The sequence below is a fragment of the Streptomyces bikiniensis genome (assembly GCF_000716625.1).
Classification (GTDB): domain Bacteria; phylum Actinomycetota; class Actinomycetes; order Streptomycetales; family Streptomycetaceae; genus Streptomyces; species Streptomyces bikiniensis.
The window spans coordinates 61,050-84,153 of sequence record NZ_JNXJ01000017.1 but is presented as its reverse complement, the minus strand read 5'-3'; the positions used below and the strand labels follow the sequence as shown (position 1 = coordinate 84,153).

The following is a 23,104-nucleotide window of genomic DNA, read 5'->3' as shown; positions in this document are numbered from 1 at the left end:
CCCGTGAAGGTCGGAATCGTCGGAGCCACCGGTCAGGTCGGCACAGTCATGCGCACCATCCTGGCCGAGCGGAAGTTCCCGCTCGACGAGCTGCGGCTCTTCGCCTCCGCCCGCTCCGCCGGGACCGTCGTGGACGGCATCACGGTCGAGGACGCCTCCACCGCCGACTACACCGGCCTGGACATCGTGCTCTTCTCCGCCGGCGGCGCCACCTCCAAGGCCCTCGCCGAGAAGGTCGCCTCCCAGGGCGCCGTCGTGATCGACAACTCCTCCGCCTGGCGCCGCGATCCCGAGGTCCCCCTCGTGGTCTCCGAGGTGAACCCGCACGCGGTCAAGGACCGCCCCAAGGGCATCATCGCCAACCCGAACTGCACCACGATGGCCGCGATGCCGGTCCTCAAGCCGCTCCACGAGGAGGCCGGGCTCGTCGCGCTCGTCGCCACCACCTACCAGGCCGTCTCCGGCTCGGGCGTGGCCGGCGTGGCCGAGCTGGACGGGCAGGTCAGGGCGGTCGCCGAGGGCGCCGCCGCGCTCGCCCACGACGGCGGGGCCGTCGACTTCCCCGAGCCCGGCGTCTACCGGCGCCCGATCGCCTTCAACGTGGTCCCGCTGGCCGGCTCGATCGTCGACGACGGCACCTTCGAGACCGACGAGGAGCAGAAGCTCCGTAACGAGTCCCGCAAGATCCTGGAGATCCCCGGGCTCAAGGTCTCCGGCACCTGTGTGCGCGTCCCGGTCTTCTCCGGCCACTCCCTCCAGGTCAACGCCCGCTTCGAGCGCCCGATCGGCGTCGAGCGCGCCCACGAGCTGCTGAAGGACGCCGAGGGCGTCGAGCTCTCCGAGATCCCGACCCCGCTCCAGGCTGCCGGCAGGGACGCCTCGTACGTCGGCCGCATCCGCGTGGACGAGACCGTCGACAACGGTCTCGCGCTCTTCGTCTCCAACGACAACCTGCGCAAGGGCGCGGCGCTGAACGCCGTGCAGATCGCGGAGCTGGTCGCGGCCGAGCTCAAGGGCTGACGACCCCGCGGGGCGCATACGACCGGAGGGGCGGTCTCCCGTTGCGGGAGCCGCCCCTCCGGCGCGTCCGCGCGGGTCGGCCCCCTTCTCCGAACCGGGCGGCCCGGGCGGCGACGGGCCGTGGAAATGCGCCGTGCGCCGCTGAGCCGCCCCGTGGAAGGATGGGGCCAATCGTCATGAAACAGAGGAGTTGACCGGGTGCCTGGTACGAACCTGACCCGTGAAGAGGCCCGGCAGCGGGCGGCGCTGCTGACCGTGGACGCGTACGAGGTCGAACTCGACCTCTCCGGTGCGCAGGAGGGCGGCACCTACCGGTCCGTCACCACCGTCCGCTTCGATTCCGCCGAGGCGGGCGCCGAGACCTTCATCGACCTCGTCGCCCCCGCCGTCCACGAGGCCGTCCTGAACGGGCACGCGCTGGACGTCGCCGCCGTCTTCCGGGACTCGCGGATCGCCCTGCGGCACCTGCGGGAGGGCCGCAACGAGCTCAAGGTCGTCGCGGACTGCGCGTACACCAACACCGGTGAGGGCCTGCACCGCTTCGTCGACCCGGTCGACGACCAGGCCTACCTGTACACCCAGTTCGAGGTGCCGGACGCGCGGCGCGTGTTCGCCTCCTTCGAGCAGCCCGACCTGAAGGCGACCTTCCGGTTCACGGTGAAGGCCCCGGCCGGGTGGAAGGTCATCTCGAACTCGCCGGCGCCGGAGCCGGAGGGCCCCGATGCGACGGTATGGCGCTTCGAGCCGACCCCCCGGATCTCGACCTACATCACGGCCCTGATCGCCGGCCCGTACCACTCGGTGCACTCGACGTACGAGAAGGACGGGCAGACCGTCCCGCTCGGCATCTACTGCCGTCCGTCGCTGGCCGAGTTCCTCGACGCGGACCACATCTTCGACGTCACGCGCCAGGGCTTCGACTGGTTCCAGGAGAAGTTCGCGTACGCCTACCCGTTCGCCAAGTACGACCAGCTGTTCGTGCCGGAGTTCAACGCGGGCGCGATGGAGAACGCGGGCGCGGTCACCATCCGCGACCAGTACGTCTTCCGCTCGAAGGTGACGGACGCGGCGTACGAGCGGCGGGCCGAGACCATCCTGCACGAGCTCGCCCACATGTGGTTCGGCGACCTCGTCACCATGGAATGGTGGAACGACCTGTGGCTGAACGAGTCGTTCGCCACCTACACCTCGGTCGCCTGCCAGGCCGCCGTGCCCGGCACCCGCTGGCCGAACGCCTGGACCACCTTCGCCAACGCGGAGAAGACCTGGGCCTACCGCCAGGACCAGCTGCCGTCCACGCACCCGATCATGGCCGACATCAACGACCTGGAGGACGTGCTCGTCAACTTCGACGGGATCACGTACGCCAAGGGCGCCTCGGTCCTCAAGCAGCTCGTCGCCTACGTCGGCCAGGACGAGTTCTTCAAGGGCGTGCAGGCGTACTTCAAGGCGCACGCCTTCGGCAACACGCGCCTGTCGGACCTGCTCGGCGCCCTGGAGGAGACCTCGGGCCGCGACCTGACGGCCTGGTCGAAGGCGTGGCTGGAGACGGCCGGCATCAACGTCCTCCGCCCGGAGATCGAGACCGGCGAGGACGGCACCGTCACCGCCTTCGCGGTCCTCCAGGAGGCCCCGGCGCTGCCCGCCGGTGCCAAGGGCGAGGCCGTGCTGCGTCCGCACCGGATCGCGATCGGCTTCTACGACCTCGACGAGACCGGCCGCCTGGTGCGCACCGACCGCCTGGAGCTGGACGTCGCGGCGGACGCGCGGACCGAGGTGCCGCAGCTGGTCGGCAAGAAGCGCCCGGCGGTCGTCCTCCTCAACGACGACGACCTGTCGTACGCCAAGGTCCGGCTCGACGACGTGTCCCTGGCCAACGTCACCGCGCACCTGGGCGACTTCGCCGAGTCGCTGCCGCGCGCGCTGTGCTGGGCCTCGGCCTGGGACATGACCCGCGACGGCGAGCTGGCCACCCGCGACTACCTGGAGCTGGTGCTCTCGGGCATCGCCAAGGAGTCCGACATCGGCGTGGTGCAGTCGCTCCAGGGCCAGGTCAAGGCGGCCCTCGACCTGTACGCGGCGCCGGAGTGGCGCGAGGCCGGGCTCTCCCGCTGGACCGAGGCGACGCTCGCGCACCTGCGCGCGGCCGAGCCGGCGAGCGACCACCAGCTGGCGTGGGCGCGCGCCTTCGCGGCGACCGCCCGCACCCCGCAGCAGCTCGACCTGCTCGCGGCCCTCCTGGAGGGGCGCGAGACGATCGAGGGCCTGGCGGTGGACACCGAGCTGCGCTGGGCGTTCGTGCAGCGGCTCGCGGCGACCGGGGTCTACGACGAGGCGGAGATCGCGGCCGAGCTGGAGCGCGACCGCACGGCGGCGGGCGAGCGGCACGCGGCGACCGCGCGGGCGGCCCGTCCGACGGAGGAGGCCAAGGCCGAGGCCTGGGCGTCGGTCGTCGAGGACGACAAGCTGGCGAACGCCGTGCAGGAGGCGGTGATCGGCGGCTTCGTCCAGTCCGACCAGCGCGAGCTGCTCGCCCCGTACACCGCGAAGTACTTCGGGGCGATCAAGGGCGTGTCGGAGACCCGCAGCCACGAGATGATCCAGCAGATCGTGGTCGGCCTCTACCCGGCGCTCCAGGTCTCCCGGGAGACCCTGGACGCGACGGACGCGTGGCTGGAGGAGCACAAGCCCGCTCCGGCGCTGCGGCGTCTGGTGACGGAGTGCCGCGCGGGCGTCGAGCGCGCCCTGAGGGCGCGGGCGGCGGACGCGGCGGCGGCCGTCTGAGACCGCCGGTAGGGCCGTACGGGAGAAGGGGCGCCCTCCCCTGGGGGGTGCCCCTTCTCCGTGTCCTGGCGGTCAGCCGCCGAGGGCCGCGTACCGGGCGCGCAGGTCGGCCGCGCCCTGCTCCGTGAGCGTGCCGTGGAGGCGCATCCGGGCGACGCCGCCGTCCGGGAAGGCGTCCAGGCGCACATGGGTGACGACGGCCTGGGCGGGCAGCTTGAAGCGGTGCGGGGTGTCGGGCTGGAGCCGGGTCCTGGGGATGACCTCGAACCACTCGCCGCTCTCGCCGTTGCGGCCCTGGAGGGCGATCCAGCCCGCCGAGTTGCCCTTGAGGTAGGCGGTGTCGATCTCGACGGCGCGGACGGCGCCCTGGGCGGCGAGCCGGAAGCGCACCCAGTCGTTGGTGCCGCGGACCCGGCGGCGGCGGTTCTCCCAGCCGTCGTCCATCTTGCGGGAGGTGCCGGGCAGGATGATCTGGGTGGGCGAGGAGTAGAACCGGTCCGAGGCGTCCTCGTACGTGCCGCCGTTCAGTACGGAGACCAGGTCGAGGGTGCCGAGGAGTTCCAGCCACTCGGGGTCGGGCACGACCTCGCCGTGGACGCGGAGGCGGGCGACGCCGCCGTCGGGGTGCTGGCAGAGGCGGACGTGGGTGAAGCGGCGCTCCACGTCGATCGCGAAGCCGTTGGCGGCGTGGCCGCGGACGGGGGTGGGCGGGACCAGCTCCTCCCACTTCGCGTCGAGGAGTTCGGCCGGGCTCGGGGTGCCCTCGACGGCGGCGGCCTGGACCGACACCTTCTGCGGGTAGTTGCCCCGGAAGTGGGCGGTGTCGACGACGATCCCCCGGACGACGCCGGGGGCGCCGAGGCGGACGACCGCCCAGTCGTGGTCCTCGGGGGCGGGGAAGACGTGGTCGGCGTCGGCGCCCCGGCGGCGGCGGGTCTCCCAGCCGTCCATGATCTTGCCCTTGTGGCCGAAGCGCTCGGGGTCGAAGACGGCGCGCTCGCGGACCAGGAGGTTCTCCCGCTCGGCGAAGAACTCGTCGTTGGCGGCGACGACCCCGGCGCCGAGGCGGCGGTCGGCGAGGTCGACCAGCTCGGTGAAGGGGAAGTCCCCGGCGCGGTAGTCGGCGTAGGGGTCCCCGCCGGAGTAGGGGGCGGCGTCGTTGGCGTGCGGGTCCTGGTGGGTGTCGAGTTCGCTCATGGACCGACTGTCACGCACCACGGCCTTCCAGGTCCATCGAATGTTTTCGACGGTGTCGTTCAGTTCCGCTGAACGGTTTCGCGTTCCGTCGCCGCCCGGCGCAGCGCGGCCAGGACCCGGGCCACCGCCGGCCCCTCCTCCGCCCCGCCGCGCACCGCCGCGACGACGTGGCGGCGCGGCTGGTCGGCGGAGAGGACGCGCATGACGACCCCGGTGCCGCCCCGGCGTTCGGCGGAGGCCATGCGGGGCACGAGCGCGACACCCATCCCGGCCTCGACCATGGCGAGGATCGCGGTCCACCCCGAGGCGCTGTGGGCCTGCTCGGGCACGAAGCCGGCGGCCTCGCAGGCGGCGGTGGTGATCTCGGACCAGGGTCCGGAGCCGCCGTAGATCCAGGGCTCGGCGGCGAGGTCGGCGAGCCGCAGGCCGGGGGCGCCGGCGAGCGGGTGCCCGGCGGACAGGGCGACGTCGAGCGGGTCGGCGAGCAGCGGCATCCGGCTGAACTTGGGGTCGCGGGCGGTGGGCGCGTGGGCGGCCAGCGAGAGGGCGAGGTCGACCTCGCCGGCCGTGAGCAGTTCGTACGCCTCCGCCGCCTCGGCCTCCCGGACCCGGACGTCGAGCCGGGGGTGGGCGGTCCGCAGGTGCCGCACGGCGGGGACGACGAGCGCGGGCACGGAGGTGGGGAAGGCCGCGATCCGCACCCGCCCGGCCTCGCCGCGCAGATAGCCGTCGAGTTCGGCGTCGGCGCGCTCCAGCTGGGCGAAGACCGCCTCCGCGTGCCGCAGCACCAGGTGGGCGGCGTCGGTGAGCCGGACCCGGCGGCCCTGGGCCTCCAGGAGCGTGACCCCGAGCTGCTTGGCGAGGTTGGTGAGCTGCTGCGAGACGGCCGAGGGGGTCATGAGCAGGGCCTCCGCGGTCGCGGTGACGGTGCCGCGGTCGCGGAGGGTGCGGAGGATCCGGAGCTTCTTGATGTCCCACTCGGTCATGGGCGCAACCTATCGGGGCGCCTCCGAGGCCTCCTTCTCGACGGGGGCTTCCGCTCGGGGCGCTTCCTCCCGGAGCCGGGGCCCTTCCGCTTGGGCCCGGAGCGCTTCCGTTTGGGCCCGGGGCGCTTCCGCTTCGGCCCGGACCGCTCCCCCCTGGGCCTGGACCGCTTCCGCCCCGGTCTCCTCCTCCGCCGGGGTCTTGGGCCTGCGCGGGTTCAGCTGGCCCGCCACGGTGGCGCCGAGGGCGATCACCATGCCGAGGAGCTGGACCGGGCCGAGCGCCTGGCCGAGGGCCGCCCAGCCGATGATCGCGGCGGTGACCGGCGAGAGGGGGCCGAGGATGGTGACCGAGGAGGCGCTCAGCCGCTCGATGCCGCGGAACCAGAGGACGTACGAGATCGCGGTGTTGCCGAAGGCGAGGTACGCGTAACCGGCCAGGTTCGTGCCGTTCAGGGCCGGCGGGGCGCCCTCGACGAGGAAGGCGATCGGCAGGATGACGAGGCCGCCCGCGGTGAGCTGCCAGCCGGTGGCGGCGAGGGCGCCGACGCCCTCGGGGCGGCCCCAGCGCTTGGTGAGGACGACGCCCGCCGACATGGAGAGGGCGGAGAGCAGTCCGGCGACCACGCCGACGAGGTCGAGCGCGGCCCCGGCCTTGAGGACGACGAGGCTGACGCCGAAGGCGGCGGCGACGGCGGTGACCAGGGCCCGGACGGTGGGCCGGTCGCCCAGGAGGAGGGCGGCGAGGCCGACGACGAAGAGCGGGCCGACGGAGCCGACGACGGCGGCGACGCCGCCGGGGAGCCGGTAGGCGGCGAGGAAGAGCAGCGGGAAGAAGGCGCCGATGTTGAGGGCGCCGAGGACGGCGGCCTTCCCCCACCAGGCGCCCGTCGGGAGCTTGCGGGTGAGCGCCAGGAGCAGGAGTCCGGCGGGCAGGGCGCGCATCAGACCGGTGAAGAGGGGCCGGTCGGGCGGTAGGAACTCGGTGGTGACGTAGTAGGTGGAGCCCCATGAGATCGGGGCGAGGGCGGTCAACGCGACGAAGGCGGCCTTGTGGGGCGTGTGGGCCGTGTGGGACATGGGCTCCCCCTGGTGGCGGGTGCCGGTGTGCCGGGGCGGGGTCCCGGACCGACCGGTTAAACTTGTTACTAATTAACTTAACACTAAGCTACTTTCGCGCAAGTGTCTTTCTTGCCGTCGAGTCGCACAGAAGGGGAGACTGGGAACATGGACACGAAAACCCCAGGCCCGGGGCCCACCCGCGACGCCGTCGACGCCATCACCGACCAGTGGGCGGTCGTCCGGCCCGACCTGGACACGGTGCCGATGGCCGTCTTCGGCCGGATCTACCGGCTGGCCGACGCCATGGGCGACAGGATGGCCAGGGCGTACCTGCCGCACGGCGTGGCGCGCGGGGAGTTCGACGTGCTCGCGACCCTGCGCAGGTCCGGGGAGCCGTACACGCTCTCGCCGCGCGAGCTGTCCGCCACGCTGATGATCACCACGGGGGGCATGACGGGCCGCCTCGACCGCCTGGAGAAGGCCGGGCTGCTCAGCCGCAGCCCCGACCCGAACGACCGGCGCGGGCTGCGGGTCACCCTCAGCGAGCGCGGCCGGGAGCTGGTGGACCTGGCCGTCGCGGACGGCCTCGCGGAGCAGCGGGCGGCCCTGGAGGCCGCGCTCGACGCGGAGGAGGCGGAGCAGCTGGCCGGGCTGCTGCGCAGACTGCTCGCGACCACGGCCTGACGGGGCGCGGGCACGCGGGCGCGCGAAGGCGCCGCACGGCACGTCGGTGCCGTGCGGCGCCTTCGACGGAGCCGGAGGAAGAAGCCCGAAGGAAGGAGCCCGGGGGAAGGAGTTACGCCTTCTTGGACTTGTCGAGCACCATCACCAGGCCGGTGATGACCAGGAACAGCACCAGCGGGGCGGCCACGAACAGGCCGAGGGTCTCGACGACCTCCAGCTTGGGGGCCGGGTCGTCACCGTCGTCGCGGGTGAGCGCGAGCGCGGGGGACGACATGAGCAGCATCATCAGCGTCGTACCGGCCGCGACGGCGCCGGCGCGCAGGGCGTTCTTCTTGTCCACGGTGCAAACGTAGCGAACGCCTAAACCCGCCGCGCGCCCGGGGGTGCCGTACGGGCGTGCAGCTCGCTCAGGAGGGCGTGCGCCCGGGGCGAGGCGGCCAGTTGCTCCAGGGTGAGCGGCTGCCCGTCGGGGCCCGCGACCGGCAGCCGCCAGTTGGGGTACTCGTCCCAGGTGCCCGGCAGGTTCTGCGGTCTGCGGTCGCCCACGGCGTCCGGGAGCCAGACCCCGACCATCCGGGCCGGGGTGGCGAGCAGGTACCGGTGGACGGCCCGGATCTCGGCCTCCTCCCCCGGCCCCTCCGGGAGCAGCCCGAGGCGCTCGAACAGACCCCGCCACTCGGCGGTCTCGGCCCGGTCCGCCGACCGCTCGCGCTCCAGGTCGCCGGGGAGCAGCCCGAGCCGGTGCCGCAGCACGACGTGGTCGCCGGAGAGCCGGGCGGCGGTGGACGGCAGGTCGTGGGTGGTGGCGGTGGCCACGCACTCCGCGCGCCACTCCTCCGGGGGCAGCGGGCGCCCGGTGCCCGCCCAGTCCCGCTCGAACCAGAGCACGGAGGTCCCGAACACCCCGCGCCGGGCCAGCTCCTCCCGCACCCCCGGCTCGACCGTGCCCAGGTCCTCGCCGATGACCAGGGCCCCGGCGCGGTGCGCCTCCAGGACGAGGACGGCGAGCATCGCGTCGGCGTCGTACCGGACGTACGTGCCCTCGGTGGGCTCGCGGCCCTCCGGCACCCACCAGAGCCGGAAGAGGCCCATCACGTGGTCGATGCGCAGCGCGCCCGCGTGGCGCAGGAGTTCGCGCAGGAGCCCCCGGTACGGGGCGTAGCCCGCGGCGGCGAGGGCGTCGGGCCGCCAGGGCGGCAGACCCCAGTCCTGGCCCCGGGCGTTGAAGGCGTCGGGCGGGGCGCCGACCGACATGCCGGCGGCGAAGGCCTCCTGGCCGGCCCAGGCGTCCGACCCCTCCGGGTGGACCCCGACCGCCAGGTCGTGGACGATCCCGACCTCCATCCCGGCCTCGCGGGCGGCCCCGGCGGCGGCCGCGAGCTGCCGGTCCGTCAGCCAGGCGAGCCGGCAGTGGAAGTCGACCCGGGCGGCCAGGGCGGGATCGGCGCGCACGGCCGCCTCCGCCGCGCGCGGGGTGCGCAGCGCCTCGGGCCAGGAGCGCCAGTGGGGGCCGTGCCGTTCGGCGAGGGCCTGGTAGGTGGCGTGGTCCTCCAGGGCGCGGCCCCGCCCGGCCAGGAAGTCGTGGAAGTCGGCGCGCCTGCCGGGGCCGAGCTCCACGGTCGTGAGGAGCAGTTCCAGGGCCCGCCGCTTGACCTCCCAGACCGCGTCCCGGTCGATCAGGGCGCCCTTGCCGAGGACCCGTTCGCGCAGCTCGGCCGCGTCGGCGAGGATTCGGTCCAGCTCCTCGCGGCGCTCGGGGCCGATCAGGGCGTACTCGGGGATCTCCTCGATCCGCAGGTGGACGGGGTCCGGGAAGCGGCGCGAGGAGGGGCGGTACGGGGAGGGGTCGGCGGGGGCGCCGGGCACGCCCGCGTGGAGCGGGTTGACCTGGACGAACCCGGCACCGTGCCGCCGTCCGGCCCAGGTGGCGAGCTCGCGCAGGTCACCGAGGTCGCCCATGCCCCAGGAGCGCTGGGAGAGCAGCGAGTAGAGCTGGACGAGGAGGCCGTACGTGCGCCGGGCGGGCCCGGGGACGCGCGCGGGGCTCACGATCAGGGTGGCGGTGGCCGTGCGCCCGTCGGGGGCCTCGGCCTCGACGGTGTGGACGCCGAGGGGCAGCCCCGACCAGTCGTCACCGAGGACGACGGCACCGTCCTCGGTGGTGACCTGGAGCCGGGTGCCGGGCGGGAGGTGGGACGGGGGGCGGAGGGGGGCGTCCCGGGGGTGCGCGGGGGGTTCCCCGTACGGGGCAGAGTCTGCGTACGGGGCAGAGTCTGCGTATGGGGCCGCGTCTCCGTGCGGGACCGCGTCTCCGTGCGGGACCGCGTCTCCGTACGGGTTTGCGTCTCCGTACGGGTTTGCGTCTCCGTACGGGTTCGTACCCCTGTACGGGGCCGCGTCCTCGCGGGGGCTCGCGCCGGGCCCGTCACCCCCGTCCCCGGTCCGCCAGTGGACCAGGGTCGGGGGCAGCAGGCGCTCCCGGTCGGCGCGTTCCGCCGCTTCGAGGGCGGCCGTGACCGCCTCCGGCGTGGACGCGTCCACGCCCAGGGCGGCGAGGACGGCCACCACCGTGGCCTCCGGCACGGGCACGTCGCCGCCGTCGGCGGGGCTGTGGACGGTGGCGACGCCGTGACGGGCGGCGAGACGGGCCAGGGTCACTTCACACTCCGGGGGACTCCGGGCCGCCCGCGTGGACGGGGGCGGTGGGTTCGCTGGTCAGATGGGCCTCCGCGGTCAGCGGGGGCTCGCTGGTGAGGGGGGACGCTTCGGGCAGGGGCGGCTCGCTGGTCAGCGGCTCACTGGTCAGCGGCGCGCCGGCGGGTGCCGACTGCTGCGGAACGCGTATCCGTTCGTGGCGGGCGGTCGTGGTCACGGGGGTCTCCCGGTTCGTCTCGACAGGTGGGACCTGGACAACGACTGAGCCATACCCACCGCACCTCGTTTTACCGGCGGAAAGTGACGAAGTGACGTCACCCCGCCGACGCCCTGCCGGGCAAAGCCGACACATCGGCCATGTGCATTGACACTCGCGTGCGACGGGTGGTGGGCTCGTGACCGACTCGTGACCAACCGGCGGAGCGGCCGGCCCCGCCGAAGGGAGACCCCCGTGCACCTCGGGCGCAGGAAGCGCACCGCGACGGCCGTCGCCGCCGCGGTCATCGGCGGTTTCCTCGGCGGCACGGTCCCGGGCGCGGCGCAGGCGCTCCCGAGGGTGCCGGCGGCCCCCGCGCCGCCGACGACCCCCGTGCCTTCGCGGACCCCCGCGACGCCGACGGCCCCGGCGGACGCCGTCCGGACCCCCGTCCGGCAGACCCTCGCGCGCGTGCCCGCCGTCTGGCCCCGGCCGCAGTCCCTGGAGGGCGCCGGGCCCTCCGTACGGCTCGGGGACGAGGTGACGCTGCTCGCGGACGCCGACGCCGATCCGTACGCCCTCGACGCGCTGCGCGGGCTGCTGCGGGCGGCCGGGGTGCGGACCGTCCACACCGGGCTCCCGGGCCGGGGTCCGGTGGTCCGGGCCGCCGGGCCCGCCGGGGAGGGCGCCGAGGAGGCGCTGACCGCCCTGGGCGTCCCCGAGCGCTTCGACCTGCCGCGCGGCGGCTACCGGCTCGCCACGGGCCGGTTCCAGGGGCGGGAGACCGTCGTCCTGGACGGGGTCGGCGAGGACGGCCTGTTCCACGCCGTGCAGACGCTGCGCCAGCTCCTCGGCTCCGGCCGGGAGGTGCCCGGGGTCGTCGTCCGGGACTGGCCCGGCACAGCCGAACGCGGCGTCACCGAGGGCTTCTACGGGCGCCCGTGGACCCTGGACGAACGGCTCGGGCAGCTCGACTTCCTGGGCCGGACCAAGCAGAACCGCTATCTGTACGCGCCCGGGGACGACCCGTACCGGCAGCTCCAGTGGCGGGAGCCCTACCCGGCCGCGCAGCGGGCGGAGTTCCGCGCGCTCGCGGAGCGGGCCCGTGCCAACCACGTGACGCTCGGCTGGGCCGTGTCGCCCGCCCAGTCCATGTGCCTGGCCTCGTCCGCCGACGTGGCCGCGCTGACCCGGAAGCTCGACGACATGTGGGCGCTCGGGGTGCGCTCCTTCCAGCTCCAGTTCCAGGACGCCTCCTACGACGAGTGGCACTGCTCCCGGGACGCCGACGCCTTCGGGCGCGGTCCCGAGGCCGCTGCCGCCGCCCACGCGCGCGTGGCGAACACGGTCGCCCGGCACCTGGCCGAACGGCACCCGGACGGCGAGCCGCTGACGGTGATGCCGACGGAGTACTACCAGGACGGTTCGACCGCGTACCGGGCGAGGCTCGCCGAGGCGCTCGACGCGGACGTGCGGGTGGCGTGGACCGGGGTCGGCGTCGTGCCGCGCACGATCACCGGCGGCGAACTGGCCGGTGCCCGGAAGGCGCTGGGCCACCCGCTGGTCACCATGGACAACTACCCGGTCAACGACTACGCGCAGGACCGGCTGTTCCTCGGCCCCGCGACGGGCCGGGAGCCGGCCGTGGCCGCCGGGTCCGCCGCCTTCCTCGCCCACGCCATGGAGCAGGCGGCGGCCTCCCGCGTCCCGCTGTTCACCACCGCCGACTACGCCTGGAACCCGAAGGGCTACCGGCCCGAGGAGTCCTGGCGGGCCGCCGTCGACGACCTCGCGGGCCCGGACCCGGCCGCCCGCGAGGCGCTGCGGGCGCTCGCCGGGAACGACGCCTCCTCGATCCTCGCCCCGGCGGGCGAATCGGCCTATCTGAAGCCGCTCCTGGCCGCCTTCTGGGAGGCGCGCGGCGGCACGGACACGCGCGCGCGTGAGGAGGCGGCGCGCGGCCTCCGGGACGCGTTCACCGTGATGCGGCAGGCCCCCGAGCGGCTGGCGGACACCGCGGGCGGCGCCCTCGGCGCCGAGACGGGGCCGTGGCTCGAACAGCTCTCCCGGTACGGCCGGGCGGGCGGGACGGCGGTCGACATGCTCCTCGCCCAGGGACGCGGCGACGGCGCTGCGGCCTGGCGGGCGCAGCTGGAGCTCGAAGGGCTGCGGAAGGAACTGGAAGCGAGCCGGGTGACGGTCGGCGCGGGGGTCCTCGACCCCTTCCTCACGCGCGCGCTGAAGGAGGCGGCGGCCTGGACCGGCGCCGACCGGACCCCGGCGGCGCGGGCCGAGCGGGCCGCCGGCTCGTACACCGTGCGGCTCGACCGGGCACGGCCCGTGGAGGCCCTGACGGTCCTCGCCGCACCGGGCCCCGAGGGCGGCCGCGCGGGCACGGACGCGCGCGTGGAGGCGTACGTCCCCGGCGAGGGCTGGCGGCCGCTCGGCCCGCTGGCGTCGTCGGGATGGACGCAGACGGAGCTGAAGGGGCTGCGGGCCGAGGCGCTGCGGGTCGCGTGGAGCGAGGACGGACCGGCGCCCGGGGTGCGCTCCCTGGTGCCGTGGTTCGCGGACGGGCCGCGCGCCGACGTGTCCCTGACCCGTACGGAGGCGGACGTGGTGATCGGCGGCCCGGCGCAGCGGGTGGACGTGGAGCTGACGGGCCGGCGCGCGGGCGGGGTGCGCGGGCCGCTGGCGGCGAGGGCCCCGAAGGGGATCGCGGTCCGGCTGCCGGAGCGGGCGGCGGTGGAGCGCGGCGCCCGGACCCGCGTCCCCCTGGAGGTGTCGGTGGCGCCGGACGTGCCGGTCGGCGCGTACCGGGTGCCGGTGTCCTTCGCGGGCGAGGAGCGGGTCCTGACGGTCCGGGCCTTCCCCCGTACGGCGGGACCCGATCTGGCGCGGACGGCGAAGGCCTCCTCGTCGGGCGACGAGACCCCCGACTTCCCGGCCTCCTCGGCGGCGGACGGCGATCCGGCCACCCGCTGGTCCTCACCGGCGGAGGACGGGGCCTGGTGGCAGCTGGAGCTGCCCGCGCCGGCCCGGATAGGGCAGGTGGTGCTGCACTGGCAGGACGCGTACGCCTCCCGCTACCGCGTCCAGGTCTCGGCGGACGGCCGGGTGTGGCGCACGGCGGCGACGGTCGCGGAGGGCAGGGGCGGCCGGGAGTCGGTCCGGATGGACGCGGCGGACACGCGCTTCCTGCGCGTCCAGGGCGAGAAGCGGGCGACCCGCTTCGGCTACTCGCTCTGGTCGGTGGAGACGTATGCGGTGGCGCCGCCGGAGAAGCCGAAGACGTCCGAGGAGCCCGGGAAGGCGCCGCCGGAGAAGCCCGTGACGGCTCCGGACGCCCTCGCGACCGCTCCTCCGGGCGCGCCGGAGGAGCGGCCCGCCCCCTGAGGTGCGCGCCGCTCCGTGCCGCAGGCCGTGCGGAAGGCTCCCGCGCACGCGAAACCGCGCATGCGGAACCGCGTACGCGAAAGGCCCGGCTCAACCCGTCGTGAGCGCCCCCACAGGGGTCTCCGCGACGGAGTCGATCCGGGCCATCACGTCCTCGGCGCCGTAGGGCCGCAAGTACGGCAGCCAGCGGGGGTCCCGGTGTCCGGTCCCGATGATCCGCCAGGCCAGGCCGGTCGGCGGGGCCGGTTGGTGGCGCAGCCGCCAGCCGAGTTCGCGCAGGTGCCGGTCGGCCTTGACGTGGTTGCAGCGGCGGCAGGCCGCCACCACGTTGTCCCAGGCGTGCGTGCCCCCGCGGCTGCGCGGGACGACGTGGTCGACGCTGGTGGCGACGCCCCCGCAGTACGCGCAGCGCCCGCCATCGCGGGCGAAGAGGGCCCGGCGGGTCAAGGGAACGGGCCCCCGGTAGGGGACCCGCACGAAGCGCTTCAGTCGCACCACGCTGGGCGCGGGGACGACTTGGGTCTCGCTGTGCAGGAAGGCGCCGGACTCCTCGAGGCAGAGAGCCTTGTTCTCCAGGACGAGGACGAGTGCGCGGCGGAGCGGTACGACGCCGAGCGGCTCGTACGACGCGTTGAGGACCAGGACATGCGGCACGGATGCCTCCTATGGCGCCGGCGGCGCGTGGCTCGCGCCGGGACGAACTGCTCTCAGTCTCTCCTCATGCCTGGTCGGAGCGCCACCACGTATCGAGATCGGGGTGAGGGCCCGGAGTGTTCTCGACCACACCGGCCGCACCGGTCCCCCCTCTTCCTCCCCGCCCCTTCCCCCTGGTGATTCCCCCGGTGAGGTCCGTCTCTCCCTCCGGCGGGACCACGGGACCACGTCCGGCGCCCCGTTACTGTGGATGGCCTGCGTACGCGATGCCTGGAGGTTGTCCCGTGTCCTGGTCCGCCCTGGCGGCTGCCACCGAACCCGAACCCATGCCGGTGACCCTGGACGAGGCGGCGGAGCGGGCCACGAACGCCGCCACCTGGGTGGAGGAGAACTGGTCCACCTGGCTGAACACCGGCCTGCGCATCCTGCTGATCCTGATCGTCGCGCTGCTCCTGCGGATGGCCGTCCGCCGGGCCCTGACGAAGCTGATCGAGCGGATGAACCGCTCGGCGCAGGCGGTGGAGGGGACGGCCCTGGGCGGTCTCCTCGTCAACACCGAGCGGCGGCGGCAGCGCTCGGAGGCGATCGGTTCGGTGCTGCGCTCGGTGGCGTCCTTCCTGATCCTGGGCACGGCGGGCCTGATGATCCTGGGCGCCTTCAAGATCGACCTGGCACCGCTGCTGGCGTCGGCCGGTGTGGCAGGTGTCGCGATCGGCTTCGGCGCGCGGAACCTGGTGACCGACTTCCTGTCCGGCGTCTTCATGATCCTGGAGGACCAGTACGGCGTCGGCGACTCGATCGACGCGGGCGTGGCCTCCGGCGAGGTCGTCGAGGTGGGTCTGCGGGTGACCAAGCTGCGCGGCGTGGACGGCGAGATCTGGTACGTGCGCAACGGCGAGATCAAGCGGATAGGGAACCTCAGCCAGGGCTGGGCGACGGCGGCCGTGGACGTGACGGTCCGGCCGACGGAGGACCTGGACCGGGTGCGGTCGGTGATCACCGAGGCGGCGGAGGCCATGGCCAAGGAGGAGCCGTGGAACGAGCGCCTGTGGGGCCCGGTGGAGATCCTCGGTCTGAACGAGGTGCTGCTCGACTCGATGACGGTCCGGGTCGCGGCGAAGACGATGCCGGGCAAGGCGCTCGGCGTGGAGCGCGAGCTGCGCTGGCGGATCAAGCGGGGTCTGGACGAGGCCGGCATCCGGATCGTGGGCGGGCTCCCGGCCCCGGCCGAGGAGGCGGCGGCCGATCCGACGGCGGGCATGGCGGCCCCCTCGGTCTTCGCCAGCACGACCTCGCCGCAGTCGGCGGCGGCGACCCCGCTGCCGAAGGACCTCTCCAAGTAGATTCCGCCCCTGTCCGTCCGAAGCCCCCGCGGGTGACGCTTTCGTCGCCTTCGGGGGCTTCGTGCGTTCACGGGTCTTGACGGGCCGGTGACGGGCGACTTATTTTCCTTCCACTCAATAGGAAACTTTCCTAACAGTGCATTCCCGGCAGCACGTTCCCGGCAGTGCATCCCGACAGTGCAAGGGCAGGTGCGCACCCCATGGCCGGTACGACCCCGGGAACCCCCGGCACGCCGCGCGTGCTGCGGGCCATGAACGACCGGGCTGCCCTGGACCTGCTCCTGGAGCACGGGCCGCTCTCCCGGACCCGCATCGGCAAGCTCACCGGGCTCTCCAAGCCGACCGCCTCCCAGCTGCTCGCCCGCCTCGAAGCGGCCGGCCTCGTCGTCGCCACCGGCACCACCGAGGGCCGCCCCGGGCCGAACGCCCAGCTCTACGCGGTGAACGCGCGCGCCGCGTACGCCGCCGGGCTCGACGTCACCACCCGCCGCATCCGCGCCGCCGTCGCCGACGTCACCGGCGCGATCGTCGGCGAGTCCGAGCTGCCCACCCCCGGCCGTTCCGCCACCGGGGTCGCCGACCAGGTCACCGAGGTCCTGGACGGGGCCGTGAAGGCGGCCGGGATCGCCCGCGCGGACGTGCGGCGCCTGGTCATCGGCACCCCCGGCGCCTTCGACCCGGCCACCGGGCGCCTGCGGTACGCCTCCCACCTGCCCGGCTGGCACTCCCCCACCCTCCTGGAGGAGCTGGCCGCCGCCCTGCCGATGCCGTTCGAGTACGAGAACGACGTCAACCTCGTCGCCCTGGCCGAGCAGCGCCTGGGCGCCGCCCGGGGCCACTCCGACTTCGCCCTGCTCTGGAACGAGGAGGGCATCGGCGCCGCCCTCGTCCTCGGCGGGCGGCTGCACCGGGGCTTCACCGGCGGCGCCGGCGAGGTCGGCTTCATGCCCGTGCCCGGCACCCCGCTCGTGCGCCGGGTCGCCCAGGCCAACTCCGGCGGCTACCAGGAGCTCGCCGGAGTCCAGTCCGTGCCCCGGATCGCCCGCGCCCTCGGCATCGACACCCCCGAGCAGCCGTACGTGCCGGTGGCGTCCGGACTGCTCGCGCACGCCGCCGGGGACGGGGCCGGGGACCCCCGGTACACGGCCCTCCTCGACCAGTACGCCGAGCGGGTCGCCATCGGCCTCTCCTCCGTCGTCGCCGTCCTCGACCCCGAGCTGATCGTGCTCTCCGGCGAGGTCCTCCTCGCCGGCGGCGAACCCCTGCGCGCCCGTACGCAGTCCGCGCTCGCCGATCTCGCCGCCTCCCGGCCGCGCCTCGTCCTCGCCGCCGTGCCCCGGCGCCCCGTCCTGCGCGGGGCCCTCGAAAGCGCCCTCGCCGCCACGCGCGACGAGGTCTTCGACACGTCCCGCTGACCCCGCTCCCCCTCCGCCCGCTGACCCCGCTTCCCCTCCGCCCGTGACCCCGCTCCCCCTCCGCCCGCTGACCCCGCTTCCTCTCCGCCCGTGACCCCGCTCCCCCGTCCATGACCCCGCTTCCCCTCCGCCCGTGACCCCGTTCACCCTCTGCCCGCCCCAGGGAGAACCCGCCATGCCCGTACGTCCGCGCAGAGTCGCCGCGGCGCTCGCCGCCACCGCCGCGCTCGCCCTCCTCTCCTCCGCCTGTACCGGCTCCACGCACGACGCGGCCGCCGACGACCCGAAGGCGGAGACGACGATCACCTTCTGGCACGGCTGGTCGGCGCCCGCCGAGGTCAAGGCGATCGAGGCCAACGTCGCCCGCTTCGAGAAGGCCCACCCGAACATCGAGGTGAAGCTCGTCGGCAACATCAACGACGACAAGCTCGGCCAGGCCCTGCGCGCGGGCGGCTCGAACGGGCCGGACGTCGTCTCCTCGTTCACCACGTCCAACGTCGGCAAGTTCTGCGCCTCCGGCGCCCTCGCGGACCTCAAGCCCTTCATAGAGAAGTCGAAGCTGGACCTGGACAGGATCTTCCCGAAGGTGCTCCAGGACTACACCCAGTTCGAGGGCCGGCGGTGCAGCCTGCCGCTGCTCTCCGACGCGTACGGGCTCTACTACAACAAGGACGCCTTCCGGCAGGCCGGGCTCGACCCCGAGGCCCCGCCGAAGACCTGGTCCGAGTTCACCGAGGTCGCCAGGAAGCTGACGAAGCCCAGGGGCGACTCGTACGAGCGGCTCGGCTTCATGCCGACCTACCTGGGCTACGAGACGGTCGTCTCGCACTACATGTCGCAGTGGAAGCACGGCGGGTACTTCGACGCGGACGGGAAGTCGACCGTCGCGAAGGACCCGGCGTTCGCCGAGATGATGACCTACCAGAAGTCCCTGGTGGACGCGCTCGGCGGCTTCCAGAGGCTCGACAGGTACCGCACCACCTTCGGTGACGAGTGGGGACCCAAGCACCCCTTCCACACCGGCCAGGTCGCCATGCAGCTCGACGGCGAGTGGCGGCTGAAGTTCGCCGAGGAGGCGAAGCCCGGCTTCGAGATCGGCGTCGCGCCGCTGCCGGTCGCGGACGACGAGGTGGCCGAGTACGGCAAGGGCTACCTCTCCGGCACGATCATGGGCATCGCGCCGCAGAGCCGGAAGCAGAACGCGGCCTGGGAGCTGGTGAAGTTCATGACCACGGACACCGAGGCCGTGCTGGCCTTCGCCCACGACATCGGCAACGTGCCCTCCACCCTGGAGGCGCTGAAGTCCCCGAAGCTGAACTTCGACCCGCGCTTCAAGACCTTCCTGGACATCGCCCGGCATCCCGCCTCCACCACCTCGGACGGCGCCGTCAACGGCTCCGCCTACCAGGACACCCTCCAGAAGTTCTCCCAGCGGTACGAGAAGGGGCAGGTCACCGACCTGCAGAAGGGGCTCGCCGACACCGCCGCCCAGATCGACCGCGACATCGCCGCGGCGAAGTGACGGCCGGACACCGCCCATGAGCACGGACACCCTGCCCGCGCAGGCGGCGGCCACCCCGGCCGCCGCCTCCCCCGGGGGACGGAACACGCTGCGGTCCAGGCGCCGCCGCGACGCGCTGCGCACCCTCGCGTTCCTGTCGCCCTGGCTGATCGGATGCGGCGTCTTCTTCGCCTATCCGCTGGTCTCCACCGTCTACTTCTCCTTCATGAAGTACGACGGCCTCAACCCGCCCGAGTGGCGGGGCCTCGCCAACTGGGCGTACGTCTTCACCGACTTCCCGCAGTTCTGGCCGGCCCTGCGCAACACCCTCTGGCTCTGCGTCGTCATGGTCGCCTGCCGGGTCCTCTTCGGCCTCGGCACCGGCCTGCTGATCACGAAGATCAAGACGGGCACCGGGATCTTCCGGACCCTCTTCTACCTGCCCTACCTGGCCCCGCCGGTGGCCGCCACGCTCGCCTTCGTCTTCCTGCTCAACCCCGGCACCGGACCGGTCAACTCGCTCCTGGAGGCGGCCGGTCTGCCCGCCCCCTCCTGGTTCAACGACGCGTCCTGGTCCAAGCCGGCCCTCACGGTCCTCGCCGTGTGGGGCGTCGGCGACCTCATGGTCATCTTCATGGCCGCGCTGCTCGACGTGCCCAAGGAGCAGTACGAGGCCGCCGCACTGGACGGCGCCTCGCCGTGGCAGCGGTTCCGCCACATCACACTGCCCACCATCGCGCCGATCGTCCTCTTCGCGGTGGTCACCGGGATCATCGGCGCGATGCAGTACTACACGCAGCCGATCGTGGCCTCCAAGGTCGCCTCGGGCGTGATGGGCGGCTCCGGCGTCACCTTCGTCCCCGGTTACCCGGACGACTCCACGCTCACCCTGCCGCAGCTCGTCCAGAGCCTCGGCTTCAGCCAGTTCAACTACGGCGCCTCCTGTGTGGTGGCCCTGGTGCTCTTCGCCCTCTCCATGGCCTTCACCGCGCTCCTGATGCGCCGGCGCGGCGGCCTGATCGGCCCGGGTGACCGACCTTGACGACCCTCACCGCCACCGCCACGACCCCCGCGGGGAGGCGGGCCCGGCGCAAGGCGCTGCTGCACTGGATCGCCGTGCACGCGCTCGGCGTCGCCGCCGCCCTGTTCTTCGTCCTGCCGTTCGTCTTCGTCTTCCTGACCTCCCTGATGAGCGACCAGCAGGCGCTCACCCGGGACCTGACCCCGAACTCCTGGCACTGGGAGAACTACGTCCGGGTCTTCGAGACCGAGGGCTTCCTCACCTGGTGGCGCAACTCCCTGCTGTACGCCGGGCTCGGCACCGTCCTCGTCGTGGTGTCCTCGGTCCCCGTCGCGTACGCGCTCGCCAAGTTCCGCTTCCGGGGCCGGCACCTGTCGCTGCTGCTCGTCATCGCGATGATGATGCTGCCGCCGCAGGTCGTGATCATCCCCATGTACCTGTTCTGGGCGAAGCAGATGGACCTCTCCGGCACCCTGTGGCCGCTGATCGTCCCGATGGCGTTCGGGGACGCCTTCGCCGTCTTCCTGCTGCGCCAGTTCCTCCTCACGATCCCCGACGAGTACGTGGAGGCGGCCCGGATCGACGGGTGCGGCGAACTGCGCACCCTGCTCAAGGTCGTGGTCCCGATGGCCAAGCCGGGGATCGCGGCCGTGGCCCTCTTCCAGTTCTTCTTCTGCTGGAACGACTACTTCGGGCCGCAGATCTACGCCTCCGAGAACCCCGGCGCCTGGACCCTGAGCTACGGCCTGGAGTCCTTCAAGGGCGCGCACCACACCGACTGGAATCTGACCATGGCCGCGACCGTCCTGGTCATGGCCCCCGTGATCCTCGTCTTCTTCTTCGCCCAGAAGGCGTTCGTCGAGGGAGTCACACTGACCGGAGTGAAGGGCTGAGCCACAGATGAAGCTCACTGTCGTGGGGGGCGGTTCCACCTACACCCCCGAACTGATCGACGGATTCGCGCGCCTGCGCGACACCCTGCCGATCACCGAACTCGTCCTCGTCGACCCCGCGGCCGACCGGCTCGACCTGGTCGGCGGGCTCGCCCGCCGGATCTTCGCCAGGCAGGGGCACGACGGCAGGATCACCACCACCTCCGACCTGGACGCCGGGGTCGAGGGCGCCGACGCCGTCCTGCTCCAGCTGCGGGTCGGCGGGCAGGCCGCCCGCGAGAAGGACGAGACCTGGCCGCTGGAGTGCGGCTGCGTCGGCCAGGAGACCACCGGCGCCGGCGGCCTCGCCAAGGCGCTGCGCACGGTCCCGGTGGTCCTGGACATCGCCGAGCGGGTCCGGCGGACCAACCCGGACGCCTGGATCATCGACTTCACCAACCCCGTCGGCATCGTGACGCGGGCGCTGCTCCAGGCCGGGCACAAGGCCGTCGGCCTGTGCAACGTGGCCATCGGCTTCCAGCGCAAGTTCGCCGCGCTCCTGGACGTGGCCCCGGCGGACGTGCACCTGGACCACGTCGGGCTCAACCACCTGACCTGGGAGCGGGCGGTACGGATCGGGGGCCCCGGCGGCGAGGACGTGCTGCCCCGGCTGCTCGCCGGGCACGGCGACGCGATCGCGGACGACCTGCGGCTGCCGCGCCCGGTCCTGGACCGGCTCGGCGTCGTGCCCTCGTACTACCTGCGCTACTTCTACGCGCACGACGAGGTCGTGCGGGAGCTGGGGACCAAACCCTCGCGGGCCGCCGAGGTCGCCGCGATGGAGAAGGAGCTCCTGGAGATGTACGGGGACCCGGCGCTCGACGAGAAGCCGGCCCTGCTCGCCAAGCGCGGCGGCGCCTTCTACTCGGAGGCGGCCGTGGACCTGGCGGCCGCCCTCCTGGGCGGGGGCGGTTCGCCGTACCAGGTGGTGAACACGTACAACAACGGCACGCTGCCGTTCCTGCCGGACGACGCCGTGATCGAGACGCAGGCGGCGGTCGGCCGCGAGGGCGCGGTGCCGCTGCCGGTCGCGCCGGTCGACCCGCTGTACGCCGGTCTGGTCGCGAACGTGACGGCCTACGAGGACCTGGCCCTGGAGGCGGCGCTGCGCGGCGGCCGGGACCGGGTCTTCAAGGCGCTGCTCGCGCACCCGCTGATCGGGCAGTACGCGTACGCCGACGGGCTCACGGACCGGCTGATCGCGCACAACCGGGAGCACCTCGCGTGGGCGTGAACGGGACCTTCCCCGCGGCGGGGGCGGGAACGCCCCTCGCGGCGGGGACGCTCCTCGCGGTCGACGCGGGGAACAGCAAGACCGACGTCGCGGTCCTCTCCGGGGACGGCCGCGTCCTCGGGGCGGCCCGTGGCGGCGGGTTCCAGCCCCCGCTGGTGGGGGTGGCGGCGGCGGTGGACGGGCTCGTGGAGATCGTGGGGCGGGCCTGGGCGGCGGCCGGCGGGCCGGTGGACAGCCCGCCGGTGTTCGCCCACGTCACCGCCTGTCTCGCCAACGCCGACCTGCCCGTGGAGGAACGGGAACTCGAACAGGCCCTGCACGCGCGGCGGCTGAGCGGGTCGGTCCGCGTGCACAACGACACCTTCGCCGTCCTGCGGGCCGGGATCGACGAGCCCCGGGGCGTGGCGGTGGTGTGCGGGGCCGGGATCAACTGCGTCGGGATGACCCCGGACGGGCGGACCGCGCGCTTCCCGGCGATCGGGAAGCTCTCCGGGGACTGGGGCGGCGGCGGCGGACTGGCCGAGGAGGCGCTGTGGTGCGCGGCGCGCGGCGAGGACGGACGCGGCGAGCCGACCGGGCTGTCGCGGGCGCTGCCCGCGCACTTCGGCCTGGAGACGATGTACGCGCTGATCGAGGCGCTGCACCTGGGCCGGATCCCGATGGAGCGGCGGCACGAACTGGCGCCCGTGCTCTTCCGGGTGAGCGCGGCGGGCGACCCGGTCGCGCTGTCGCTGGTGCACCGGCTGGCGGAGGAGGTCGTGGCCATGGCGTCGGTGGCGCTCGGGCGGCTGGGGCTGCTCGACGAGCCGGCGCCGGTGCTGCTCGGCGGCAGCGTGCTGGCCGCCCGCCACCCGCAGTTGGAGGAACGTATCCGCGCCCTCCTGGCGGTACGGGCGCCGAAGGCCGCGGTCGGCTTCGTGACGGCGCCGCCGGTCCTCGGGGCGGGGCTCCTCGCCCTGGACGAGACGGCGGCGGACCCCTCGGCGGCGGCCCGGCTGCGGGAGCACTACGGGGTGTGAGCGGACCC

The 23,104-nt window shown here is 73.9% G+C and carries 18 protein-coding genes; 11 read left to right on the top strand and 7 right to left on the bottom strand.

Annotated features, from left to right (window positions below; translation table 11 throughout):
• Nucleotides 1–3 precede the first annotated feature (3 nt).
• Together OO47_RS16105 and pepN are read left to right on the top strand one after the other, a co-directional pair.
• Complete coding sequence (locus OO47_RS16105; RefSeq protein ID WP_030210621.1) at nt 4–1,020, top strand: aspartate-semialdehyde dehydrogenase; 1,017 nt, start codon at nt 4–6, stop codon at nt 1,018–1,020.
• A 198-nt stretch (nt 1,021–1,218) separates the two neighbouring features.
• Nucleotides 1,219–3,804: an aminopeptidase N gene (pepN, locus tag OO47_RS16100; RefSeq protein ID WP_030210619.1), complete on the top strand. Its 2,586-nt coding sequence runs from the start codon at nt 1,219–1,221 to the stop codon at nt 3,802–3,804.
• Nucleotides 3,805–3,876: 72 nt separating this feature from the next.
• On the opposite strand, the gene alc is transcribed toward pepN, so the two are convergent.
• Genes alc through OO47_RS16085 form a run of 3 tightly spaced genes read right to left on the bottom strand, consistent with a single transcriptional unit; the run spans nt 3,877 to nt 7,064 of the window.
• The gene (gene alc / locus OO47_RS16095) at nt 3,877–5,001 is read right to left on the bottom strand and encodes an allantoicase (protein WP_030210615.1); all 1,125 of its coding nucleotides are present in this window, start codon (nt 4,999–5,001) and stop codon (nt 3,877–3,879) included.
• 59 nt (nt 5,002–5,060) lie between these two features.
• Nucleotides 5,061–5,987: a LysR family transcriptional regulator gene (locus OO47_RS16090; protein WP_030210612.1), complete on the bottom strand. Its 927-nt coding sequence runs from the start codon at nt 5,985–5,987 to the stop codon at nt 5,061–5,063.
• Nucleotides 5,988–5,996: 9 nt separating this feature from the next.
• Nucleotides 5,997–7,064 carry an EamA family transporter gene (locus OO47_RS16085; RefSeq protein ID WP_234323196.1) on the bottom strand — a complete coding sequence of 356 codons (1,068 nt, stop codon included), beginning with the start codon at nt 7,062–7,064 and terminating at the stop codon, nt 5,997–5,999.
• Nucleotides 7,065–7,211: 147 nt separating this feature from the next.
• On the opposite strand from OO47_RS16085, the gene OO47_RS16080 reads away from it, so the two are divergent.
• Complete coding sequence (locus OO47_RS16080) at nt 7,212–7,730, top strand: MarR family winged helix-turn-helix transcriptional regulator (protein ID WP_030210608.1); 519 nt, start codon at nt 7,212–7,214, stop codon at nt 7,728–7,730.
• 112 nt (nt 7,731–7,842) lie between these two features.
• Here the strand turns inward: OO47_RS16080 and OO47_RS16075 are convergent, their stop codons facing one another.
• Genes OO47_RS16075 through OO47_RS16065 form a run of 3 tightly spaced genes read right to left on the bottom strand, consistent with a single transcriptional unit; the run spans nt 7,843 to nt 10,602 of the window.
• Entirely contained in the window at nt 7,843–8,070 is a 228-nt protein-coding gene (locus OO47_RS16075) for a hypothetical protein (protein ID WP_030210606.1), read from the bottom strand.
• 20 nt (nt 8,071–8,090) lie between these two features.
• Nucleotides 8,091–10,388 (bottom strand): 4-alpha-glucanotransferase, encoded by a 2,298-nt coding sequence (malQ, locus tag OO47_RS16070; protein ID WP_030210603.1) that lies wholly within the window; start codon nt 10,386–10,388, stop codon nt 8,091–8,093.
• A gap of 1 nt (nt 10,389) precedes the next feature.
• The gene (locus OO47_RS16065) at nt 10,390–10,602 is read right to left on the bottom strand and encodes a hypothetical protein (protein ID WP_030210600.1); all 213 of its coding nucleotides are present in this window, start codon (nt 10,600–10,602) and stop codon (nt 10,390–10,392) included.
• A gap of 234 nt (nt 10,603–10,836) precedes the next feature.
• Here OO47_RS16065 and OO47_RS16060 point away from each other — a divergent pair, with 234 nt between their 5' ends.
• Nucleotides 10,837–13,977, top strand: coding sequence for a beta-N-acetylglucosaminidase domain-containing protein (locus tag OO47_RS16060; protein WP_030210597.1), 3,141 nt, complete (start codon nt 10,837–10,839; stop codon nt 13,975–13,977).
• 90 nt (nt 13,978–14,067) lie between these two features.
• Here the strand turns inward: OO47_RS16060 and OO47_RS16055 are convergent, their stop codons facing one another.
• Nucleotides 14,068–14,631, bottom strand: coding sequence for an HNH endonuclease (locus OO47_RS16055; RefSeq protein ID WP_030210594.1), 564 nt, complete (start codon nt 14,629–14,631; stop codon nt 14,068–14,070).
• Nucleotides 14,632–14,897: 266 nt separating this feature from the next.
• Between OO47_RS16055 and OO47_RS16050 the strand changes: the two genes are divergently transcribed.
• The 7 genes from OO47_RS16050 (at nt 14,898) to OO47_RS16020 (ending at nt 23,096) form a co-directional block, all read left to right on the top strand.
• A complete protein-coding gene (locus tag OO47_RS16050; RefSeq protein WP_030210591.1) occupies nt 14,898–15,974 on the top strand; it encodes a mechanosensitive ion channel family protein in 1,077 nt (358 codons plus the stop codon).
• A 200-nt stretch (nt 15,975–16,174) separates the two neighbouring features.
• Nucleotides 16,175–17,389, top strand: a complete 1,215-nt coding sequence (locus OO47_RS16045; protein ID WP_030210584.1) for an ROK family transcriptional regulator — start codon at nt 16,175–16,177, stop codon at nt 17,387–17,389.
• A gap of 175 nt (nt 17,390–17,564) precedes the next feature.
• Nucleotides 17,565–18,911, top strand: a complete 1,347-nt coding sequence (locus OO47_RS16040) for an ABC transporter substrate-binding protein (RefSeq protein WP_030210583.1) — start codon at nt 17,565–17,567, stop codon at nt 18,909–18,911.
• A gap of 16 nt (nt 18,912–18,927) precedes the next feature.
• Complete coding sequence (locus OO47_RS16035; protein ID WP_033209237.1) at nt 18,928–19,932, top strand: carbohydrate ABC transporter permease; 1,005 nt, start codon at nt 18,928–18,930, stop codon at nt 19,930–19,932.
• Complete coding sequence (locus OO47_RS16030) at nt 19,929–20,804, top strand: carbohydrate ABC transporter permease (RefSeq protein ID WP_030210581.1); 876 nt, start codon at nt 19,929–19,931, stop codon at nt 20,802–20,804. The genes OO47_RS16035 and OO47_RS16030 overlap by 4 nt, the downstream gene beginning before the upstream one ends.
• 7 nt (nt 20,805–20,811) lie before the next feature.
• Nucleotides 20,812–22,077: a 6-phospho-beta-glucosidase gene (locus OO47_RS16025; protein ID WP_030210580.1), complete on the top strand. Its 1,266-nt coding sequence runs from the start codon at nt 20,812–20,814 to the stop codon at nt 22,075–22,077.
• Complete coding sequence (locus tag OO47_RS16020) at nt 22,068–23,096, top strand: N-acetylglucosamine kinase (RefSeq protein WP_234323195.1); 1,029 nt, start codon at nt 22,068–22,070, stop codon at nt 23,094–23,096. Before OO47_RS16025 ends, OO47_RS16020 begins: the two co-directional genes overlap by 10 nt.
• Nucleotides 23,097–23,104 lie beyond the last annotated feature (8 nt).